Consider the following 17492-nt stretch of genomic DNA (forward strand, 5'->3'; position numbering starts at 1 on the left):
GCACACCTGCCGCGACAAAGGAAGGGATATAATGCGTCGTATCACACCTTTTTTTCCGTTTTTCGTCTTGTTGGTAAGCCATTTCTCGCTGGCTATAAGCTATCCGTTGCCGCCCGAAGGCAGTCGTCTGGTAGGACAGCCTGTCACAATCGCCGTACCTCAGAACAATACTCAGCCCTTAGAGTCATTTGCCGCCCGCTATGGTCAGGGGTTGAGTAATATGCTTGAAGCGAATCCCGGCGTGGATGTGTTTTTACCTCAGTCTGGTTCCACACTGGTAGTGCCGCAGCAGTTGATTCTGCCTGACACCGTTCGTGAAGGTATTGTGGTAAACGTCGCCGAGATGCGCCTTTATTATTATCCCGCAGGCACGAATACGGTTGAGGTACTACCCATTGGTATTGGTCAGGCTGGCCGTGAAACGCCGCGCAACTGGGTAACTGCGGTTGAACGCAAACAAGATGGCCCGGTTTGGGTGCCAACGGCTAATACGCGTCGGGAATATGCTAAAGAGGGAAAAACGCTGCCCGCGATGGTGCCTGCGGGGCCGGATAACCCTATGGGGCTATACGCAATATATATCGGCAGGTTATATGCCATCCATGGCACTAACGCTAACTTTGGCATTGGCCTTCGCGTCAGTCAGGGCTGTATCCGTTTACGCAATGACGATATTAAATATTTATTCGACCATGTTCCTGTAGGAACCCGCGTTCAGATTATCGACAGGCCCGTTAAATTTTCGGTAGAGCCGGATGGCAGTCGTTGGCTGGAGGTACACGAACCGCTTTCTCGCAACCGTGCTGAATTTGAGTCAGACAAAAAAGTTCCATTGCCCGTTACGCCAGTGCTGCGCACGTTTATCAAAGGGGATGACGTTGATACTTCGCGGGTTAATGAGGTGCTGGAGCGCCGTTCCGGAATGCCGGTCAACATTAGCGCAGGCAGGTCTGGCCTTTAAATATCCTGCCACATTGCTGGTTTTCATGGGCTGGAACATCTGTATTAGTAGTGAGTGTCATGGCAGAGGCTTCATTTTCTCAACGAACCGCGAGGCCGCCGATTAAGCCCCCAAAAACTATGGATGCCAAAAAGCCCGGCAAACCTTATCAGGTCAACCGGGTAAAGATAAGTTCTTATTTTTTAAACGTCTCCGGACTCGCAGGGATATCCCGAAACTAAAATCTGGCTCCTCTGACTGGACTCGAACCAGTGACATACGGATTAACAGTCCGCCGTTCTACCGACTGAACTACAGAGGAATCGTGTGGGGTCGTATATTAGCGGCGGAAAAATTTTTGTCAAACCCCATTTAACCCCTTACAGATTCGATTGCGGGTTATCTCATCACTTTGTTGCATTTGCAGACATTTTTTCTGCAAAAAGCTTTGCAGCCTTACGATTTCTCGCTCATTATTGAAATGTGGTTTCAACTCTCTTCTTTAAGGTCCATTTTGAACGCCTCCACTGCCTTACGCCAGGTTGTCGTCCGTACGCCCTGGTATGCCAAACGCAAGAGCTACAAAGTGTTGTTCTGGCGTGAAATCACCCCACTTGCTATCCCCATTTTTCTGGAAAATACCTGTGTTTTGCTAATGGGCGTGCTCAGTACTTTTCTCGTCAGTTGGCTGGGCAAGGAAGCAATGGCGGGCGTGGGGCTTGCCGACAGTTTTAATATGGTAATTATGGCTTTTTTTGCGGCTATCGATCTTGGTACTACGGTGGTGGTCGCCTTTAGCCTCGGCAAGCGCGACAGGCGACGGGCAAGGGCGGCGGCGCGCCAGTCGCTGGTGATTATGACGCTATTTGCCGTTGTGCTGGCAGTGGTCATTCATTATTTCGGCAGTGAAATTATTAATATTGTCGCAGGCGAGGCGACGCCAGAAGTAAAGGGGCTGGCGTTAACGTACCTTGAACTGACGGTACTGAGTTATCCGGCTGCGGCAATTGCGCTAATCGGTAGCGGCGCGCTGCGTGGGGCAGGGAATACGAAAATCCCGTTGATGATTAACGGCGGGATGAACATTCTCAATATTGTCATCAGCAGCATCCTGATTTACGGGGCTTTCTCCTGGCAAGGGCTGGGTTTTGCCGGTGCGGGGCTGGGATTAACCATTTCGCGCTACATCGGCGCGGTAGCGATTATTTGGGTGCTGATGATTGGTTTTAATCCGGCGCTGCGCATTCCGCTGAAAAGCTATCTGAAGCCGCTGAATTTCGGCATTATCTGGGAAGTGATGGGTATCGGTATTCCGGCGAGCATTGAATCAGTGCTGTTCAACGGTGGCAAGCTACTGACGCAAATGTTTGTCGCCGGAATGGGCACTAACGTTATTGCGGGTAACTTTATTGCCTTTTCCGTGGCGGCGCTTATCAATCTGCCGGGTAACGCCCTTGGTTCGGCGTCGACTATTATCACCGGTAAGCGTCTTGGTACCGGGCAAATTGGTCAGGCAGAGCGTCAATTGCGCCATGTATTCTGGATGTCGACTATCGTACTTACGGCAATCGCCTGGGGAACAGCGCCGTTCGCGGGTCTGTTTGCCTCATTTTATACCCAGGAGCAGGACGTAAAAGAGGTAGTGAAAGTTCTGCTCTGGCTTAATGCTGCCTTTATGCCAATTTGGGCTGCCGCGTGGGTGCTGCCGTCGGGTTTTAAAGGCGCGCGCGATGTGCGATTTGCGATGTGGGTATCGATGCTGGGGATGTGGGGCTGTCGCGTTGTGGCAGGGTATACGCTTGGTATTGTGCTGGGTATGGGGGTTGTAGGGGTTTGGCTGGGGATGTTTCTTGACTGGGCCGTGCGTGGCGCACTGTTTTACTGGCGTCTGATAAGCGGGCGCTGGCTGTGGAGATACCCGCGCGTAAAGAGGGAGTAAGCGCTTTTTGCTGTGAAAATCATCAGGAAACGGTGAATTTTAACCGAAGTGTGGAATAAAGCAGCAAACGAACTTTTTTTGTGAAAACAGGCTTTGACAAGCCAGGGGCACCTCGTTAATATTCGCCCCGTTCACACGATTCCTCTGTAGTTCAGTCGGTAGAACGGCGGACTGTTAATCCGTATGTCACTGGTTCGAGTCCAGTCAGAGGAGCCAGATTTTAGTTTCGGGACATCCTGGCGAGTCCGGAGACGTTTAAAAAATAAGAACTTATCTTTACCCGGTTGGCCTGAGAAGGTTTGCCGGGTTTTTTGATATCCATAGTTTTTGGGGGCTTAATCGGGGGCCTCGCGGTTCGCTGAGAAAATGGAGCCCCCACCTATGGCATTAACCGATACCGCTATCCGCAAGATTAAACCCGTATCAGTATGCTGACATATAGAGGTGTTCGATTCAAACGGAGCGATCACACAAGCTTGCCAGGTGATGCCCCTGGTGGGAATCGCGACTGTCTCTTTCATCTGATTTCAGATATTTCCCGTGATCTTGAACCGTTCTTTCCCAAAAGATTGATTTCTTTCATTCGAAACAAGGATGTACAATAAGTAAACCAAAATAGTAACTATAGAGTTTCTAATGGATACAGTAGAAGAACTAAATGGAACATACTTCTATGCAGGAAAATCCAATCTGACTGCTGCCGAACTTCTGTTATGATTTTCTGTGAGAATACCGCAAGCCAGTTTGGGATTGGTGTTGCAGATTTCGGGGCTGTTGTTGCTCTGGTATCAGGTCGTAATAATCTTTGGACAAGGGCGAAACCCGCTGGAGCGACTAAAGGCACATCATACGCGTCCAGGACTGCACGTGCAGTGTTTAAAAAGTCAAAATTTCCCTTTGGAATATCCCTTCCGACATGGTTAGGCGGTTACACCCCGTGGACAGCCAGACGTGTTATGGTTCGTAACATTGCGCCGTTTGTTGGACGTTCCATTCCTTTGATCGGGGAAATTATCCTTGCCGCAGATGTGTCACAAATAGCATATCGCACTATACGCGACTACAATACCATTGCTCGGGGCAATGATAAGTTATGCTAGACAATATTGAACAGCAAGTTTACGAGCTTGTACGGCCTTATGCTGGCACATATCTGTTCAACATTAAGCAAGTGGAATTAACACCAGAGATTGACCTTGATACTGATCTGAGCATTGATGAACTTGAAGCCGAAGATCTCATGAATAAATTCTTCGAGAAACTCAATGTCGAGCGAGGTAACTTCAGAATAGAAACCTATTTTCCTAATCACCCTTTTTCATGGCATCCGTTCAAGAAAACGGAGCCTGTACCCGTCCCAGATTTCACTATCAGCATGCTGATCGAGTCAGCAAAAGCCGGGAAATGGTTATATGACTAATTGTAATGAACTTAACAAATGGCTGTACCAGTACCCTTCTTTTTGAGCGATGATGGTGGCGCTAAGATAGTTCTCTTTTCTTTTTAAAGGGTTCATGTTTACTGCCGCCGCCCTTACGCTAACCCCTTTAGTTTCCTCCTTTGCTGTCATACTATCGAATGACGTGCCTCACCTGTGAACGCTAAGGAGAATAATATGGAAAATAAAGGCACAAACCTGACGCCCGAGCAGGCGCTGGATCGCCTGGAGGAGCTGTACGAGCAGTCGGTTAACGCGCTCCGTGAAGCCATCGCTGACTATGTTGATAACGGCACGCTGCCCGATCCCCATGCCAGGCTTAACGGACTGTTTGTTTATCCTTCGCTGTCTGTAAGCTGGGATGGCGCGACACCGAACCCGCCTAAAACACGCGCTTTTGGACGCTTTACTCATCCCGGCTGTTATACCACTACCGTTACGCGGCCTGCGCTATTTCGCGCTTATCTTCTGGAACAGCTTAACCTCGTTTACCATGATTATGGCGCGCATATTGCGGTAGAGGCCTCGCACCATGAGATCCCGTATCCTTATGTGATCGATGGCTCGGCTCTGACGCTGGATCGTTCTATGAGCGCCGGGCTAACGCGCCATTTTCCTACCACAGAACTGGCGCAGATTGGCGATGAGACGGCAGACGGTCTGTTCCACCCCGGCGAATTCTATCCGTTATCGCACTTCGACGCGCGTCGTGTTGACTTCTCGTTGGCCCGGTTACGGCACTATACCGGTACGCCGGTTGAACATTTTCAGCCCTTCGTTTTGTTTACCAACTACACCCGCTATGTCGATGAGTTTGTGCGCTGGGGATGCAGCCAAATTCTTGATCCTGACAGTCCCTATATCGCGCTTTCCTGTGCCGGCGGAATTTGGATCACGGCAGAAACGGAAGCGCCGGAAGAGGCTATTTCCGATCTGGCCTGGAAGAAGCATCAGATGCCTGCCTGGCACCTGGTAACGGCAGATGGGCAGGGGATTACGCTGGTAAATATCGGTGTCGGCCCTTCAAATGCTAAAACGATTTGCGACCATTTGGCCGTGCTGCGGCCTGACGTCTGGCTTATGATTGGGCACTGTGGAGGGTTACGAGAAAGTCAGGCGATTGGTGATTATGTGCTGGCCCATGCCTACTTACGCGATGATCATGTGCTGGATGCTGTTCTGCCGCCTGATATTCCGATTCCAAGCATTGCGGAAGTACAGCGTGCGCTGTACGACGCTACCAAAGCGGTTAGCGGAATGCCCGGCGAAGAGGTGAAACAGCGACTGCGCACGGGAACGGTCGTCACCACGGATGACCGTAACTGGGAGCTTCGTTATTCCGCATCTGCGCTGCGATTCAACCTTAGCCGTGCGGTCGCGATTGATATGGAGAGCGCGACGATTGCAGCCCAGGGCTATCGCTTCCGCGTGCCTTACGGCACGCTGCTTTGTGTTTCTGACAAACCTTTACACGGTGAAATTAAACTGCCCGGGCAGGCAAACCGGTTTTATGAGGGGGCTATTTCAGAACATTTGCAAATTGGTATTCGTGCTATTGATTTACTACGCGCAGAAGGTGATCGTTTGCACTCACGTAAATTACGCACGTTTAATGAGCCGCCGTTTCGCTAACGAAATGGGCTGTCGCCTGCTGTTGGGCAGGAGCGGAAGAGGCATATTTATGTGATATGGAAAGTGGTTGAATGAAGCCTTAGCGGGAGGTGATTCTGCATCCCGCTAAGGCCTTATTGTGCCGCGGCTTCATCACCATCGCCGGAGATCTGTCGCCGATAATCGCGTCTACGTCAGGAAACGCGCCGGAAGGCGAAAACATTGCGCCGCACTTCACGCTCCTTGAGCGCCTGGACCCACAAGCCCGGATTAACAAGCAGATACCGACCGTAAGAATCGATCAGCTTAAAGGGATTATCAGAAGGCTTGATACTGAGGATTTTCGCGTTGGACAGGGATATAGGGTGGTCACGCCATTATCGAACTGAAATGGCCCCAAATCAGGCCACCAATTTCACCGGATGCGCAGGTAAAACCAGATACGCATCGGTAAAGGTTTTCACGCTAACTTATTGAAACCTAATTAAATAGGGACTTATAAGTACGCCTGAAAACAGAAATTTGGCTCCTCTGACTGGACTCGAACCAGTGACATACGGATTAACAGTCCGCCGTTCTACCGACTGAACTACAGAGGAATCGTGTGAACGGGGCGCATAGTAACGATGTGCGATCGGCTTGTCAAAGGGGGAAATAAGATTGCGCGTTTGTTTGCTGACAAAAACAACAAAGCGTTGAAGTTTTGATCTAATTCCTACTTTGCCCCGGCATGGCGCAACTTTGTCTGTCATTGCACAAGTCAAATGCTGTGACCTTACCGCAATGGCTATGTACCAGCGCCTGATGAGGCGTGAAAAATTGGCAGGCACTTGGCAAATAATTCTGAGACATAACGCCGTAGAGATTAAGGGCAGGGGGCAGAATGAACTTTAGACGTGAAATATTTTGTGAAAATGGTTGATACAGGCAGTCTGACGCCGGTAGCGGAAATGGCAGATAAATTTCTGGTGCAGGCGAAAAGATTTCCGTCAATATCACAGGCAGAATTATGGCAAACCAGCTTTACCAGCAAAAGGGTATGGCTGCGAGTGGTTTTCAGTGAACGAGAGTGAACCTGAAGAAAGGGATAATCGATTGATATAAATGCAGAAAGCAGACGTCAGTGAACGTCTGCTTTCCTTAATTTGGCTCCTCTGACTGGACTCGAACCAGTGACATACGGATTAACAGTCCGCCGTTCTACCGACTGAACTACAGAGGAATTGTTTCAACGAGGCGCATAATACTGGGCCCGCTATAACGTGTCAACAGTAAAATTAACGCGCCAATTCAATTGGTTAATTAACCCACAAAGTGAGGAATTAATGTTCGGATTCCTCGCCGTAGTCGCCTTCGTCAGCGCTTACCCGTAAGCGCTGAGAAGGATCCTGGCGATAGAACTGGCAAAAACGCTGCCATAGCGCCGGGAAACGTGGAGCAAACAGTTCTGGCGCGCTGAAAAAATACTCTGACAACACGGCAAAACATTCTGCAGGGTCGGTGGCGGCATAGGCATCTATACTGGCAGCGCTTTCGCCAACAAGGTCGATTTCATCCTGAATATTATTCATTGCCGCGTGGAGATCGTGTTCCCAGCCAGCCACATCGCGCAACGGGATGAAAGGGATGCCGCTGGCGCGATCGCCATTACGCATATCCAGTTTGTGCGCGACTTCATGAATAATGAGGTTGAAACCCGAAGCATCGAACGAGTCCTGGATATCCAGCCAGTTCAGAATGATGGGCCCTTGTTGCCAGCTTTGCCCCGACTGTACGACACGCTGGCTGTGCACCAGACCTATGTCATCTTCCCATTCATCATCTACTACAAAGGGCGCGGGATAAATGAGCACTTCATGAAAACCATCAAGCCACTCAATACCGAGCTCCAGGATCGGTAAGCAAAAAATTAACGCAATACGTGCACTTTTTAACGAGTCGAGCTCAAATCCCTGTAGCGCTACCAGTCTTTTCTGCTGCAAAAAACGTTCGGCTAGCGCAATAAGCCGAGCCTGTTCTTGCGCGGTGAGGTTTACCAGAAGAGGTATAGCTAGCGCATCATCCCACGGCCAGTCTTCGTTCTGGGTTATTTCTTGTGCTTTCCAGGGCCACTTAATCATCGTTTTGCTCGTAAACTCGTCACTTGAACAAAATTACCCGAATAGGGTCTGTTAAAATGCCAAATTACCTGGCATCATTGCAATATACGGAGAGATGCCGGAGCGGCTGAACGGACCGGTCTCGAAAACCGGAGTAGGGGCAACTCTACCGGGGGTTCAAATCCCCCTCTCTCCGCCACAATTCAAACACTTAGCTCATCTTCTTTCAGCGATCAGTCTCACACTTAGAATACACTTAGAATATTCTGTTAGAATATTACGTGAAAAACGTATCGCCATCTTATGCTTTTTCTGCCAGAAGAGGGGGCCAAGGATAGTGTTATTTTTACTTTTCGATTATAAGTCAACTCCTGGTTTTCAGCCCCGGTCTTTCGCTGTACCCCATCGGGATTCACAGTGATATCACTCGCGGCGACTTAACGCCGTCGTCCTCGGTAATCGTCGCACCCGGCCTGTTGCCCGAAATGTTCCCCTGTAGACATGGGCGCCGGGCAGAAGATTAATTGCTGTGAGGGAAACGCGCTGGCGCGTGGCGATAACTTACGCTGCGGGACTGTCGACGCTGTACAGAAAATCTGGCCTCCAGGCTGGCTTAAATATGCACACATGACAATACAACCGGAAAATTTACAAAACCCATAATTTGAATTGAGAGAGAAACTTACAAACGAAGCGACGAAGATTTAAACAGCCGTAGCGACTCCGGTATCTTGCGCGCATGTTTAAATAATACTACTGTATATAAAAACAGTATTAGAGGTATGGATTATGGAATTTTTCAGACCTACAGAGTTGCGCGAAATTATTCCTCTCCCATTTTTCAGTTACTTAGTGCCGTGTGGATTCCCCAGCCCCGCGGCGGACTATATTGAGCAGCGTATCGATCTTAATGAGTTGCTCGTTTCTCATCCCAGCTCAACATATTTTGTCAAAGCAACGGGGGATTCAATGATTGAAGCAGGCATCAGCGACGGTGACCTGCTGGTGGTGGATAGCTCACGGAACGCTGACCACGGTGACATTGTAATTGCGGCAATTGAAGGAGAGTTCACCGTAAAGCGGTTGCAGTTGCGTCCGACAGTGCAGTTAATCCCCATGAACGGCGCCTATCGACCCATACCTGTCGGCAGTGAAGACACGCTCGACATATTCGGGGTGGTGACCTTTATCATTAAAGCGGTCAGTTGATTATGTTCGCGCTCTGCGATGTTAATAGCTTTTACGCCTCCTGCGAAACGGTCTTTCGTCCTGATTTATGTGGCCGACCGGTGGTGGTGTTATCAAACAATGATGGCTGCGTTATCGCGTGTAGCGCCGAGGCGAAACAACTCGGTATCGCAGCAGGTGAGCCATACTTCAAACAGAAAGAACGCTTCCGGCGATCCGGTGTTGTTTGCTTCAGCAGTAATTACGAGCTTTACGCTGATATGTCGAACCGGGTAATGACCACACTAGAGGAGATGGTGCCGCGGGTAGAAATTTACAGCATTGATGAGGCTTTTTGTGATCTGACGGGGGTACGAAACTGCCGGGATCTGACAGATTTCGGGCACGAGATAAGAGCGACGGTCCTGAAGCGCACGCACCTGACTGTCGGTGTAGGCATTGCCCAGACGAAAACCCTTGCCAAGCTGGCTAACCATGCTGCGAAAAAGTGGCAGCGCCAGACCGACGGGGTGGTTGACCTGTCGAACATCGATCGCCAGCGTCGGCTGCTGGCCCTGATACCCGTAGAGGATGTCTGGGGTGTCGGCAGACGCATCAGTAAGAAGCTCAATGCCCTGGGCATCAAGACTGCTCTCGATCTCTCTGAACAAAGTACCTGGATCATCAGGAAACACTTCAATGTCGTGCTGGAGCGCACCGTGAGAGAGCTTCGCGGAGAGCCATGTCTGGAGCTTGAAGAGTTTGCGCCGGCAAAGCAGGAAATCGTTTGTAGCCGCTCTTTCGGCGAGCGGGTCACAGACTATGAGGAAATGCGCCAGGCTGTTTACAGCTACGCTGCGCGCGCGGCAGAAAAACTCCGCGGCGAGCACCAGTACTGCTGTTTCATTTCAACATTCGTCAAAACATCACCCTTTGCCCTGAACGAGCCCTACTACGGTAACAGCGCCGCGGTGACGCTTCTCACCCCCACGCAGGATTCACGTGACATTATCAATGCGGCTGTGAAATGTCTGGATAAAATCTGGCGCGACGGCCATCGCTACCAGAAAGCGGGGGTGATGCTGGGTGACTTCTTCAGCCAGGGCGTAGCGCAACTCAACCTTTTCGACGATAACGCGCCGCGCGCCGGTAGTGCGAAGTTGATGGAAGTACTGGACCATCTTAACGCAAAAGACGGGAAGGGGACGCTGTACTTCGCCGGGCAGGGGATGTCGCAACAGTGGGCTATGAAGCGAGAAATGCTTTCGCCTCGGTACACCACAAGATACTCTGATCTACTGCGTGTTAAGTAACTTGTGCGATCAATGCCTGAGATAGTTGCCAAATCGTCCCCGTTCTTTTGGTTGCACAAGATCACAGGAACCTCTCACGATAATGCGCATGTATCCTGGTTTACGACATCAGGAAATGTGGCGCGTTTATTGCCAGGCAGGCGTTGTGAGACGTAACTTATTTACGCCTGGTTTCAGCCGTAGCGATGGGCATGGATAAAAAGAGTATGGCAATCAGCGTGATAATGCTAAAAAACAATTAATATTTTTTTAACAAAACTAAAGCTTGCTATGTTCAGTTAACCATGCGTTAATGGTTGTGCGGTTTGATACAAACTTATCTGAAGTAGTGATTGTAATATTTCTCATCATTTGTTCCTCTTGAGATCTCCTTTAGGTTTTTTTCTCTCTGATAATTTTCTTCAGGCCATTTCGCCCAAGGGCTCATTCAAAAGGTAACAATATTATGACGACGAAAATCACTGGGTTAGTAAAATGGTTTAACCCTGAAAAGGGCTTTGGTTTCATTACGCCTAAAGATGGCAGCAAAGATGTGTTTGTGCATTTTTCCGCCATTCAAAGTAATGAATTCCGCACTCTGAATGAAAATCAGGAAGTGGAGTTTTCAGTAGAGCAGGGACCAAAAGGTCCATCAGCGGTCAACGTTGTGGCGCTTTAAGGCAACTGATATTACTAATAAAATTCACTTCCGGTGTCCATGTTGCCATGGTTCACAATACAGAACATCGACATTCGATGTTACTGAGCAAAACCCGTTTGGCGCGAAATGTATTTTTTGTAAGTCAACCATGATCACTTTTGATAATGTTGGATTATACATTCGCTCAGGACAGGTTCCGCTAGATTTTAGAAAATAATTCATATTAGCTCCGTACAGGAGCTTTTTTTATGCCCGGATGATTATCATCTATAGACGCTGACATCCATCATCTATAGTGGCATTTACCTTTCCCCAAAGGTGTTATTTCTCTTGCAGACAGCGCCTGAAAAGAGCGACGTTGTCTTCATCTATCCGATGAAGCCTGGTCACCTGTCTTTGCGCCGTTATCCGTTATTTAATTCTTGCCCTATAATAACAAGCCCGCGCTAAGCACGGGCTTGAATAACATAAAGTGTCTTAGAACTGGTAGACCAGACCAACACCTACGATATCATCGGTTGCAATACCGTTGTTTGCGTAGAAGTCATCATCTTCGTTCTGCAGGTTGATTTTATAATCAACGTAGGTGGACATATTTTTGTTGAAGTAGTAAGTCATACCGACGTCAACATATTTAACCAGATCTTTGTCGGTGTAACGCCAGTTGCCACGATGGACTTCCTGACCGCCTAAATCTTTGCCCTTAGACTGCAAGTAGGCGATGGACGGACGCAGACCGAAATCGAACTGGTACTGCGCAACCACTTCAAAGTTCTGGGTTTTGTTAGCAATACCGCCATTACCTTCGCCATTGCCGCCGCCATAATAGGTCATGTTGCGGGTTTCAGCGTACATGGCCGCCAGGTAAACATTGTAGGCGTCATATTTGGCACCTATGGTCCAGGCTTCAGCGGTTTCACCGCCGGCATAGTTGTTGCGCTCATTCATGCCGTCGCCATAACCACGAGCAACCTGATTGTCCGAACGGTCAGAGGAAGAGTAGGCCGCACCCAGGCTTAACCCGAAGTCAAAGTCGTAGGAGGTAGACATACCGAAACCGTCGCCGTTTTCACGGGACAGTTTGCGGTTGCCGCCGTTACCTGTACCTTCACCAGCACCGCCGTTTTCATTATTACCCTGGTACTGCAACGCGAAGTTCAGGCCTTCCACCAGACCGAAGAAGTCGGTATTACGGTAGGTGGCAACGCCGTTGGTTCTGCCCAGCATATAGACATCGGTCTGGGTATAAGTATCACCGCCGAATTCCGGCAGCGCATCGGTCCAGGCTTCAATGTCGTAGATAACACCATAGTTACGGCCATAATCGAAAGAGCCGTACTCGCCGAATTTCAGACCGGCAAAGCCCAGACGAGTCCAGGAGTTTGCACCTTCGCCTTCGGTGGTGTTCACCTTAATGTTGTATTCCCACTGACCATAGCCGGTCAGCATATCGTTGATCTGCGTTTCGCCTTTAAAGCCAATACGGGCGTAGGACTGATCGCCATCGTCGCCTGCATTGTCAGAGAAGTAACGCAGACCATCAACTTTGCCGTACAGGTCGAGTTTGTTGCCATTTTTATTATAAATTTCAGCCGCATTTGCTGCGCCTGCCACTAATAACGCCGGGACAAGCAGTGCCAGAACTTTTCTGTTCATTATGTATTCCCTTATGATAATAATTTATATGAATATGTAGCCACTTCAACAAAACTACAAATTGATACTATTCTATGAAGTTCATGGAATTTAAAAAATAACATGTAACAAAGATATTTAAAATATTTCAATTTGTTTCTATTTGGTTTTTTATAATACAGGATATATAAGTGACTAAGAATATATAGTCTATAATTATCATTTTTTATCAATGAGTTATGTGTTTTGATTTGATGGCTGCTGGCGTGAATATAATTTGTTTTTTATATGTATTTGATGCTTTGATTATGAAAAAGCATAAAAAAAACCGGCATAAATGCCGGTAATGTGGGTAATGATAAAATAAATGATAAAAGGCTAATAACCGAATCATTCTGACATTTAATGCTAATAAAATAAAACGCTATCGCGGTGCGTAAAAATAAGTTGTTCTGGTTATGGGTTATTCTGCATCAGAGTGCGATTCAATTACCATTCCCTTATTTAACAGCAGGTTCAGCGCCAGACGCAACATTAACTGAGAATAAACTATTTGTGGAATGAATAACCAGAACAGGTGGATAAGGTATTCCATGGTCGAAATGTGACTAATATCACATTATAATGTAATTAATGTCATATGACTTACATCACAAAAGCGGAGTAAAGTTTGAGTACCAGGGAGGACAACGCCACCTGTAGCATGGGCGGTAAATTAGCGTTATGGGTTTTTTATACCTTTTGCGGCTACTTCATCTGGGCGATGGCGCGTTGCGTGTGGCTGATGTCCGCCATACAAACCGAGCCGGTTCTCGGCCCAATCAGCACTCCTGGCAGCGCAACGGAAAAATGGCTTAACGCGCTTTCGCTGGGCGTCGTCTGGCTTATTCTGGGGAGTATTGCCTAGTACACCCGGCCTCGCAAAAACAGGGGGTATCCCGCCGACACTCAGCCAGAAACGCGCAAGCACGCAAGGATGTAAAGTGGTGGCGGATATGTCAGGATAGCGAACCCTGTGCTCAGGCATGTAATAAAAATGGTCTGCTATAAAGAGAGGGCGTATGGACTCAGGATACTGGCAATCGCAGTTTGAAGACTGGCTACGTCACCACCACCAGGAACAGGATGCCGCCCATGACATCTTCCATTTTCGTCGTGTTTGGGCAACCGCGCAAACGCTCGGGGAAAACAGTCCTGTCGACTGGCTGGTGGTGCTATCGGCATGTTATTTCCATGACATCGTCAGCCTGGCGAAAAATCATCCGCAGCGGCATCGTTCTTCCATTCTGGCGGCGGCAGAAACCCGGCGTATTTTTCTGCGGGATTTTCCTGACTTTCCGGCAGAAAAACTGGCGGGCATTTGTCATGCTATCGAAGCGCATAGCTTCAGCGCAAAAATTGCGCCTACCACGCCAGAGGCAAAAATCGTACAGGATGCAGACAGGCTGGAGGCGTTGGGCGCCATTGGTCTGGCGCGGGTCTTCGCGGTCTCCGGCGCGCTGGGCGTCGCGCTGTTTGATGCCGACGATCCCTTTGCCAACAGACGGCCTCTTAACGATAAGCAATTCGCGCTCGACCATTTTCAAACCAAACTGCTGAAACTGCCGCTGACGATGCAGACCGAACGGGGCAAGTCCCTGGCGCAGCGTAATGCGGATTTTCTGGTGTCGTACATGGCGAAACTGAGCGCTGAGCTGAAAGGCGACTATGAAACACGGGATGATGCGGTCATCCAGATGTTTGCTACGCATCAGTAACCCCTGTCGCTGAAACGTAAACCGCGTCATTTTATGTTAGTCTGTCGGCAATTATTTTTGGCCGGTTAAATGTATGCAGGAAAATATTTCAGTAACACACGCCCGGAACCTCATCGCCGACGACGCCGGAAGCGAGCTCCAGGCGATGCTGAGTCAATTGCTGGAAATCTACGATGTTAAAACGCTGGTGGCGCACCTTAACGGCCTGGGCGAACAGCACTGGAGCCCGGCCATCTTCAAGCGCGTAATGATGAACGCGGCATGGCATCGCTTGAGCGACAATGAACTCACCTGTCTTAAAACAGGGTTGCCGACGCCGCCAGCGCATCATCCACATTACGCCTTTCGTTTTATCGATCTCTTCGCGGGCATCGGCGGCATTCGCCGCGGATTTGAAGCGATAGGCGGGCAGTGCGTGTTTACCAGCGAATGGAATAAGCACGCGGTACGGACATATAAAGCGAACTATTTTTGCGATCCGCTGCAACATCGCTTTAATGAAGATATCCGCGATATCACGTTGAGCCACCGGGAAGGGGTCAGCGATGATGAGGCGGCGGAACACATTCGCCAGCATATTCCGCAACATGATGTCCTGCTGGCGGGCTTTCCCTGTCAGCCATTTTCTCTGGCGGGCGTTTCCAAGAAAAATGCGCTGGGCCGCGCCCACGGCTTTGCCTGCGAGACTCAGGGGACGTTATTTTTTGATGTCGTAAGAATTATCGACGCTCGCCGCCCCGCGCTGTTTGTGCTGGAAAACGTGAAAAACCTTAAAAGTCACGACCAGGGCAACACTTTCCGCATTATTATGCAAACGCTCGATGAACTGGGATATGACGTGGCGGATGCCGCTGACAATGGCCCGGACGATCCGAAAATTATCGACGGGCAGCACTTTCTTCCTCAGCATCGGGAACGTATTGTGTTGGTGGGATTCCGTCGCGATTTAAACCTGAAAACCGATTTTACGTTACGCAATATCGCCCGCTGTTATCCACCGCGCCGTCCGACGCTGGCAGAACTGCTGGAGCCCGTCGTCGAAGCCAAATATATCCTGACGCCGGTGCTGTGGAAATATTTATATCGCTACGCGAAAAAGCACCAGGCGCGGGGAAACGGTTTTGGCTATGGCATGGTTTACCCTGACAATCCGGAAAGTGTGGCGCGCACGTTATCTGCTCGCTACTACAAAGATGGCGCCGAAATTCTGATCGATCGTGGTTGGGATATGGCGAAAGGCGAAGTGAATTTCGACGATGCTGGCAACCAACAACATCGTCCCCGCCGACTCACGCCGAGAGAGTGCGCGCGTTTAATGGGATTTGAGGCGCCGCAAACGTACCAGTTCAGGATACCTGTCTCGGATACGCAGGCCTATCGCCAGTTTGGCAACTCCGTGGTGGTGCCGGTATTTGCCGCGGTAGCAAAGCTGCTGGAACCCAAAATTCACCAGGCGGTGACGCTGCGTCAGAGAGAGACGGTAGATGGCGGACGTTCACGATAAAGCCACGCGCAGTAAAAATATGCGCGCGATAGCGACCCGCGATACGGCTATTGAAAAACGTCTTGCCGGCCTGCTAAGCGCGCAGGGGATTACGTTTCATACTCAGGATGCGACATTACCGGGCAAGCCGGACTTTGTGGTGAATGACTATGATTGTGTGATTTTTACTCACGGCTGCTTTTGGCATCATCACCACTGTTATCTGTTCAAAGTACCGGCCACGCGGACGGCTTTCTGGCTGGAAAAAATCGGTAAGAACGTTGAGCGCGATGAGCGCGATATTCAGCGTTTACAGGCGCTTGGCTGGCGGGTGCTGATCGTCTGGGAGTGCGCCTTGCGCGGGCGAGCGAAATTGAGCGACGCGGCGTTGGCGGAGCGCCTGGAAGAGTGGATCTGCGGCGGCGGCGCCAGCGCGCAGATCGACACCCAGGGGATTCATCTACTGGCGTGAATCTTCCGTTTTACACGGCGTGACCACCGCCCTGGCGGGAAACAGGTACTTACCCAGAGTCACCAGCACTACGGCAAACACAATCACACCCAGCGCGGCCCATTCAACGGGCGATAACCTCTCACCGCCCAGGCCAGTGCCAAGCAACACGGCGACAACCGGATTCACATAGGCGTAGCTGGTCGCCAGCGCCGGACTGACGTTGCGAATCAGGTACATATAGGCATTAATGGCGATAATAGAACCGAACAACGCCAGGTAGCCGACGGCCATAAGCCCCGATAAACCAGGCAGCGTGGCGAGCTTTTCGCCGGAAAGAAATGCCGCGCAAAGCAATACCACGCCCGCCGCCAGCATTTCAATCGCGCCCGCCATCATGCCCACAGGGAGGGCGATGCGCGAGCCGTAAACGGAACCAAATGCCCAGCTCATCGAACCTATCAGGATCAAAATCGCGCCCCACGGATTGCCGCTTAAGTTGCCGCCGCTGTTCAGCAGAATAATCCCGGCAAGTCCAATGGCAATCCCCACCCATTCTAATTTGCGCGTTTTAATACCAAAAAAGTAGCTAAAGCACAGCGTAAATAGCGGGACAGTGGCGACCACGACGGCAGCAATGCCCGATGGCACGTTTTGATGCTCCGCCACCGTCACCAGGCCGTTACCCACCGCCAGCAGCAGTAGACCAATCAGCGCGGCGTTGATGGTCTGGCGCAGCGGCGGAAGTTTTTCGCCGCGCAGCAGCAAAAACGCCATGAGCAACATCCCCGCCGAGAGAAAACGTACGCCTGCCATCATCAGCGGCGGCCAGCTTTCAACGCCTATGCGGATAACAAAATAGGTAGACCCCCAAATGATGTACAAGGCAAAAAGCGCGCCAAAAAGAGGTAATAACTGCCGGAAACGCATAATCACTCACGGTGAAATAAAAAGGGTGGATATAGTAAACGTCAAAATTATTATGCTGGCGAGCATTATAATTGTCCTTTTGGAATAAA

Annotated in this window: 16 protein-coding genes, 5 tRNA genes and 2 pseudogenes; 16 read left to right on the forward strand and 7 right to left on the reverse strand. The window is 49.9% G+C overall.

Annotated features, from left to right (window positions below):
- Positions 1-31 precede the first annotated feature (31 nt).
- On the forward strand, positions 32-961 hold the full coding sequence (gene ldtA, locus J4685_RS19120) for a L,D-transpeptidase (protein WP_001252817.1): 930 nt from the start codon (positions 32-34) through the stop codon (positions 959-961).
- A gap of 225 nt (positions 962-1186) precedes the next feature.
- Here ldtA and J4685_RS19125 read toward each other — a convergent pair.
- Positions 1187-1262, reverse strand: a tRNA-Asn gene (locus tag J4685_RS19125).
- Between the two features lie 159 nt (positions 1263-1421).
- On the opposite strand from J4685_RS19125, the gene J4685_RS19130 reads away from it, so the two are divergent.
- The 4 genes and pseudogenes from J4685_RS19130 (at position 1422) to J4685_RS19145 (ending at position 4299) form a co-directional block, all read left to right on the forward strand.
- A complete protein-coding gene (locus J4685_RS19130) occupies positions 1422-2879 on the forward strand; it encodes an EmmdR/YeeO family multidrug/toxin efflux MATE transporter (RefSeq protein WP_012532501.1) in 1458 nt (485 codons plus the stop codon).
- 140 nt (positions 2880-3019) lie between these two features.
- Positions 3020-3095, forward strand: a tRNA-Asn gene (locus J4685_RS19135).
- Between the two features lie 420 nt (positions 3096-3515).
- A pseudogene (locus tag J4685_RS19140) lies at positions 3516-3979 on the forward strand (STM2901 family protein).
- A complete protein-coding gene (locus J4685_RS19145; RefSeq protein ID WP_000886449.1) occupies positions 3973-4299 on the forward strand; it encodes a DUF1493 family protein in 327 nt (108 codons plus the stop codon). Before J4685_RS19140 ends, J4685_RS19145 begins: the two are co-directional and overlap by 7 nt.
- Here the strand turns inward: J4685_RS19145 and J4685_RS19150 are convergent.
- Entirely contained in the window at positions 4288-4449 is a 162-nt protein-coding gene (locus J4685_RS19150; RefSeq protein WP_001634510.1) for a hypothetical protein, read from the reverse strand. The two genes, J4685_RS19145 and J4685_RS19150, sit on opposite strands and share 12 nt — an antisense overlap.
- Before the next feature lie 45 nt (positions 4450-4494).
- Between J4685_RS19150 and J4685_RS19155 the strand changes: the two genes are divergently transcribed.
- Positions 4495-5949 carry an AMP nucleosidase gene (locus J4685_RS19155; protein ID WP_000428191.1) on the forward strand — a complete coding sequence of 485 codons (1455 nt, stop codon included), beginning with the start codon at positions 4495-4497 and terminating at the stop codon, positions 5947-5949.
- An 89-nt stretch (positions 5950-6038) separates the two neighbouring features.
- Positions 6039-6317, forward strand: coding sequence for a hypothetical protein (locus J4685_RS19160; RefSeq protein ID WP_000600594.1), 279 nt, complete (start codon positions 6039-6041; stop codon positions 6315-6317).
- 134 nt (positions 6318-6451) lie between these two features.
- Here J4685_RS19160 and J4685_RS19165 read toward each other — a convergent pair.
- From J4685_RS19165 to mtfA, 3 genes are all read right to left on the reverse strand, one after another.
- A tRNA-Asn gene (locus tag J4685_RS19165) sits at positions 6452-6527 on the reverse strand.
- Between the two features lie 547 nt (positions 6528-7074).
- Positions 7075-7150, reverse strand: a tRNA-Asn gene (locus tag J4685_RS19170).
- Positions 7151-7250: 100 nt separating this feature from the next.
- On the reverse strand, positions 7251-8048 hold the full coding sequence (mtfA, locus tag J4685_RS19175; protein ID WP_000598921.1) for a DgsA anti-repressor MtfA: 798 nt from the start codon (positions 8046-8048) through the stop codon (positions 7251-7253).
- A gap of 88 nt (positions 8049-8136) precedes the next feature.
- Here mtfA and J4685_RS19180 point away from each other — a divergent pair.
- The 5 genes from J4685_RS19180 to J4685_RS19205 all read left to right on the forward strand — a co-directional run bounded on the left by J4685_RS19180 (position 8137) and on the right by J4685_RS19205 (position 11364).
- Positions 8137-8226: transfer RNA gene (locus J4685_RS19180), tRNA-Ser, on the forward strand.
- Between the two features lie 590 nt (positions 8227-8816).
- Entirely contained in the window at positions 8817-9236 is a 420-nt protein-coding gene (locus tag J4685_RS19190) for a translesion error-prone DNA polymerase V autoproteolytic subunit (RefSeq protein ID WP_000394197.1), read from the forward strand.
- Positions 9237-9238: 2 nt separating this feature from the next.
- Positions 9239-10507 carry a Y-family DNA polymerase gene (locus tag J4685_RS19195; protein WP_000457650.1) on the forward strand — a complete coding sequence of 423 codons (1269 nt, stop codon included), beginning with the start codon at positions 9239-9241 and terminating at the stop codon, positions 10505-10507.
- A gap of 445 nt (positions 10508-10952) precedes the next feature.
- A complete protein-coding gene (locus tag J4685_RS19200) occupies positions 10953-11165 on the forward strand; it encodes a cold shock domain-containing protein (protein WP_000208509.1) in 213 nt (70 codons plus the stop codon).
- A 10-nt stretch (positions 11166-11175) separates the two neighbouring features.
- Complete coding sequence (locus J4685_RS19205; RefSeq protein ID WP_024131163.1) at positions 11176-11364, forward strand: hypothetical protein; 189 nt, start codon at positions 11176-11178, stop codon at positions 11362-11364.
- 260 nt (positions 11365-11624) lie between these two features.
- Here the strand turns inward: J4685_RS19205 and ompS1 are convergent, their stop codons facing one another.
- Positions 11625-12803, reverse strand: coding sequence for a porin OmpS1 (gene ompS1, locus J4685_RS19210; protein ID WP_001080667.1), 1179 nt, complete (start codon positions 12801-12803; stop codon positions 11625-11627).
- 649 nt (positions 12804-13452) lie between these two features.
- On the opposite strand from ompS1, the pseudogene drpB reads away from it, so the two are divergent.
- The 4 genes and pseudogenes from drpB (at position 13453) to J4685_RS19230 (ending at position 16494) form a co-directional block, all read left to right on the forward strand.
- Positions 13453-13764, forward strand: a pseudogene (drpB, locus tag J4685_RS19215) (cell division protein DrpB).
- A 79-nt stretch (positions 13765-13843) separates the two neighbouring features.
- Complete coding sequence (locus tag J4685_RS19220) at positions 13844-14539, forward strand: phosphohydrolase (protein WP_000377044.1); 696 nt, start codon at positions 13844-13846, stop codon at positions 14537-14539.
- A gap of 73 nt (positions 14540-14612) precedes the next feature.
- The gene (locus tag J4685_RS19225; protein WP_001157323.1) at positions 14613-16043 is read left to right on the forward strand and encodes a DNA cytosine methyltransferase; all 1431 of its coding nucleotides are present in this window, start codon (positions 14613-14615) and stop codon (positions 16041-16043) included.
- Complete coding sequence (locus tag J4685_RS19230; RefSeq protein ID WP_000785978.1) at positions 16024-16494, forward strand: very short patch repair endonuclease; 471 nt, start codon at positions 16024-16026, stop codon at positions 16492-16494. Before J4685_RS19225 ends, J4685_RS19230 begins: the two co-directional genes overlap by 20 nt.
- On the opposite strand, the gene yedA is transcribed toward J4685_RS19230, so the two are convergent.
- The gene (gene yedA / locus J4685_RS19235) at positions 16483-17403 is read right to left on the reverse strand and encodes a drug/metabolite exporter YedA (protein WP_001212266.1); all 921 of its coding nucleotides are present in this window, start codon (positions 17401-17403) and stop codon (positions 16483-16485) included. The genes J4685_RS19230 and yedA overlap by 12 nt on opposite strands.
- Between the last annotated feature and the right edge of the window lie 89 nt (positions 17404-17492).

It is taken from the genome of Salmonella sp. 32100201201700099SM (genome assembly GCF_017572645.1).
Lineage (GTDB): Bacteria > Pseudomonadota > Gammaproteobacteria > Enterobacterales > Enterobacteriaceae > Salmonella > Salmonella enterica.

What these genes read in the sequence shown, in the direction of transcription:
- J4685_RS19195 (WP_000457650.1), top strand. Translation starts at nt 9,239, where the DNA reads ATGTTCGCGCTCTGCGATGTTAATAGCTTTTACGCCTCCTGCGAAACG.
- ompS1 (WP_001080667.1), bottom strand. Translation starts at nt 12,803, where the DNA reads ATGAACAGAAAAGTTCTGGCACTGCTTGTCCCGGCGTTATTAGTGGCA.
- J4685_RS19150 (WP_001634510.1), bottom strand. Translation starts at nt 4,449, where the DNA reads ATGACAGCAAAGGAGGAAACTAAAGGGGTTAGCGTAAGGGCGGCGGCA.
- yedA (WP_001212266.1), bottom strand. Translation starts at nt 17,403, where the DNA reads ATGCGTTTCCGGCAGTTATTACCTCTTTTTGGCGCGCTTTTTGCCTTG.
- J4685_RS19220 (WP_000377044.1), top strand. Translation starts at nt 13,844, where the DNA reads ATGGACTCAGGATACTGGCAATCGCAGTTTGAAGACTGGCTACGTCAC.
- ldtA (WP_001252817.1), top strand. Translation starts at nt 32, where the DNA reads ATGCGTCGTATCACACCTTTTTTTCCGTTTTTCGTCTTGTTGGTAAGC.
- J4685_RS19155 (WP_000428191.1), top strand. Translation starts at nt 4,495, where the DNA reads ATGGAAAATAAAGGCACAAACCTGACGCCCGAGCAGGCGCTGGATCGC.
- J4685_RS19225 (WP_001157323.1), top strand. Translation starts at nt 14,613, where the DNA reads ATGCAGGAAAATATTTCAGTAACACACGCCCGGAACCTCATCGCCGAC.
- mtfA (WP_000598921.1), bottom strand. Translation starts at nt 8,048, where the DNA reads ATGATTAAGTGGCCCTGGAAAGCACAAGAAATAACCCAGAACGAAGAC.
- J4685_RS19230 (WP_000785978.1), top strand. Translation starts at nt 16,024, where the DNA reads ATGGCGGACGTTCACGATAAAGCCACGCGCAGTAAAAATATGCGCGCG.
- J4685_RS19130 (WP_012532501.1), top strand. Translation starts at nt 1,422, where the DNA reads ATGTGGTTTCAACTCTCTTCTTTAAGGTCCATTTTGAACGCCTCCACT.
- J4685_RS19145 (WP_000886449.1), top strand. Translation starts at nt 3,973, where the DNA reads ATGCTAGACAATATTGAACAGCAAGTTTACGAGCTTGTACGGCCTTAT.
- J4685_RS19190 (WP_000394197.1), top strand. Translation starts at nt 8,817, where the DNA reads ATGGAATTTTTCAGACCTACAGAGTTGCGCGAAATTATTCCTCTCCCA.
- J4685_RS19200 (WP_000208509.1), top strand. Translation starts at nt 10,953, where the DNA reads ATGACGACGAAAATCACTGGGTTAGTAAAATGGTTTAACCCTGAAAAG.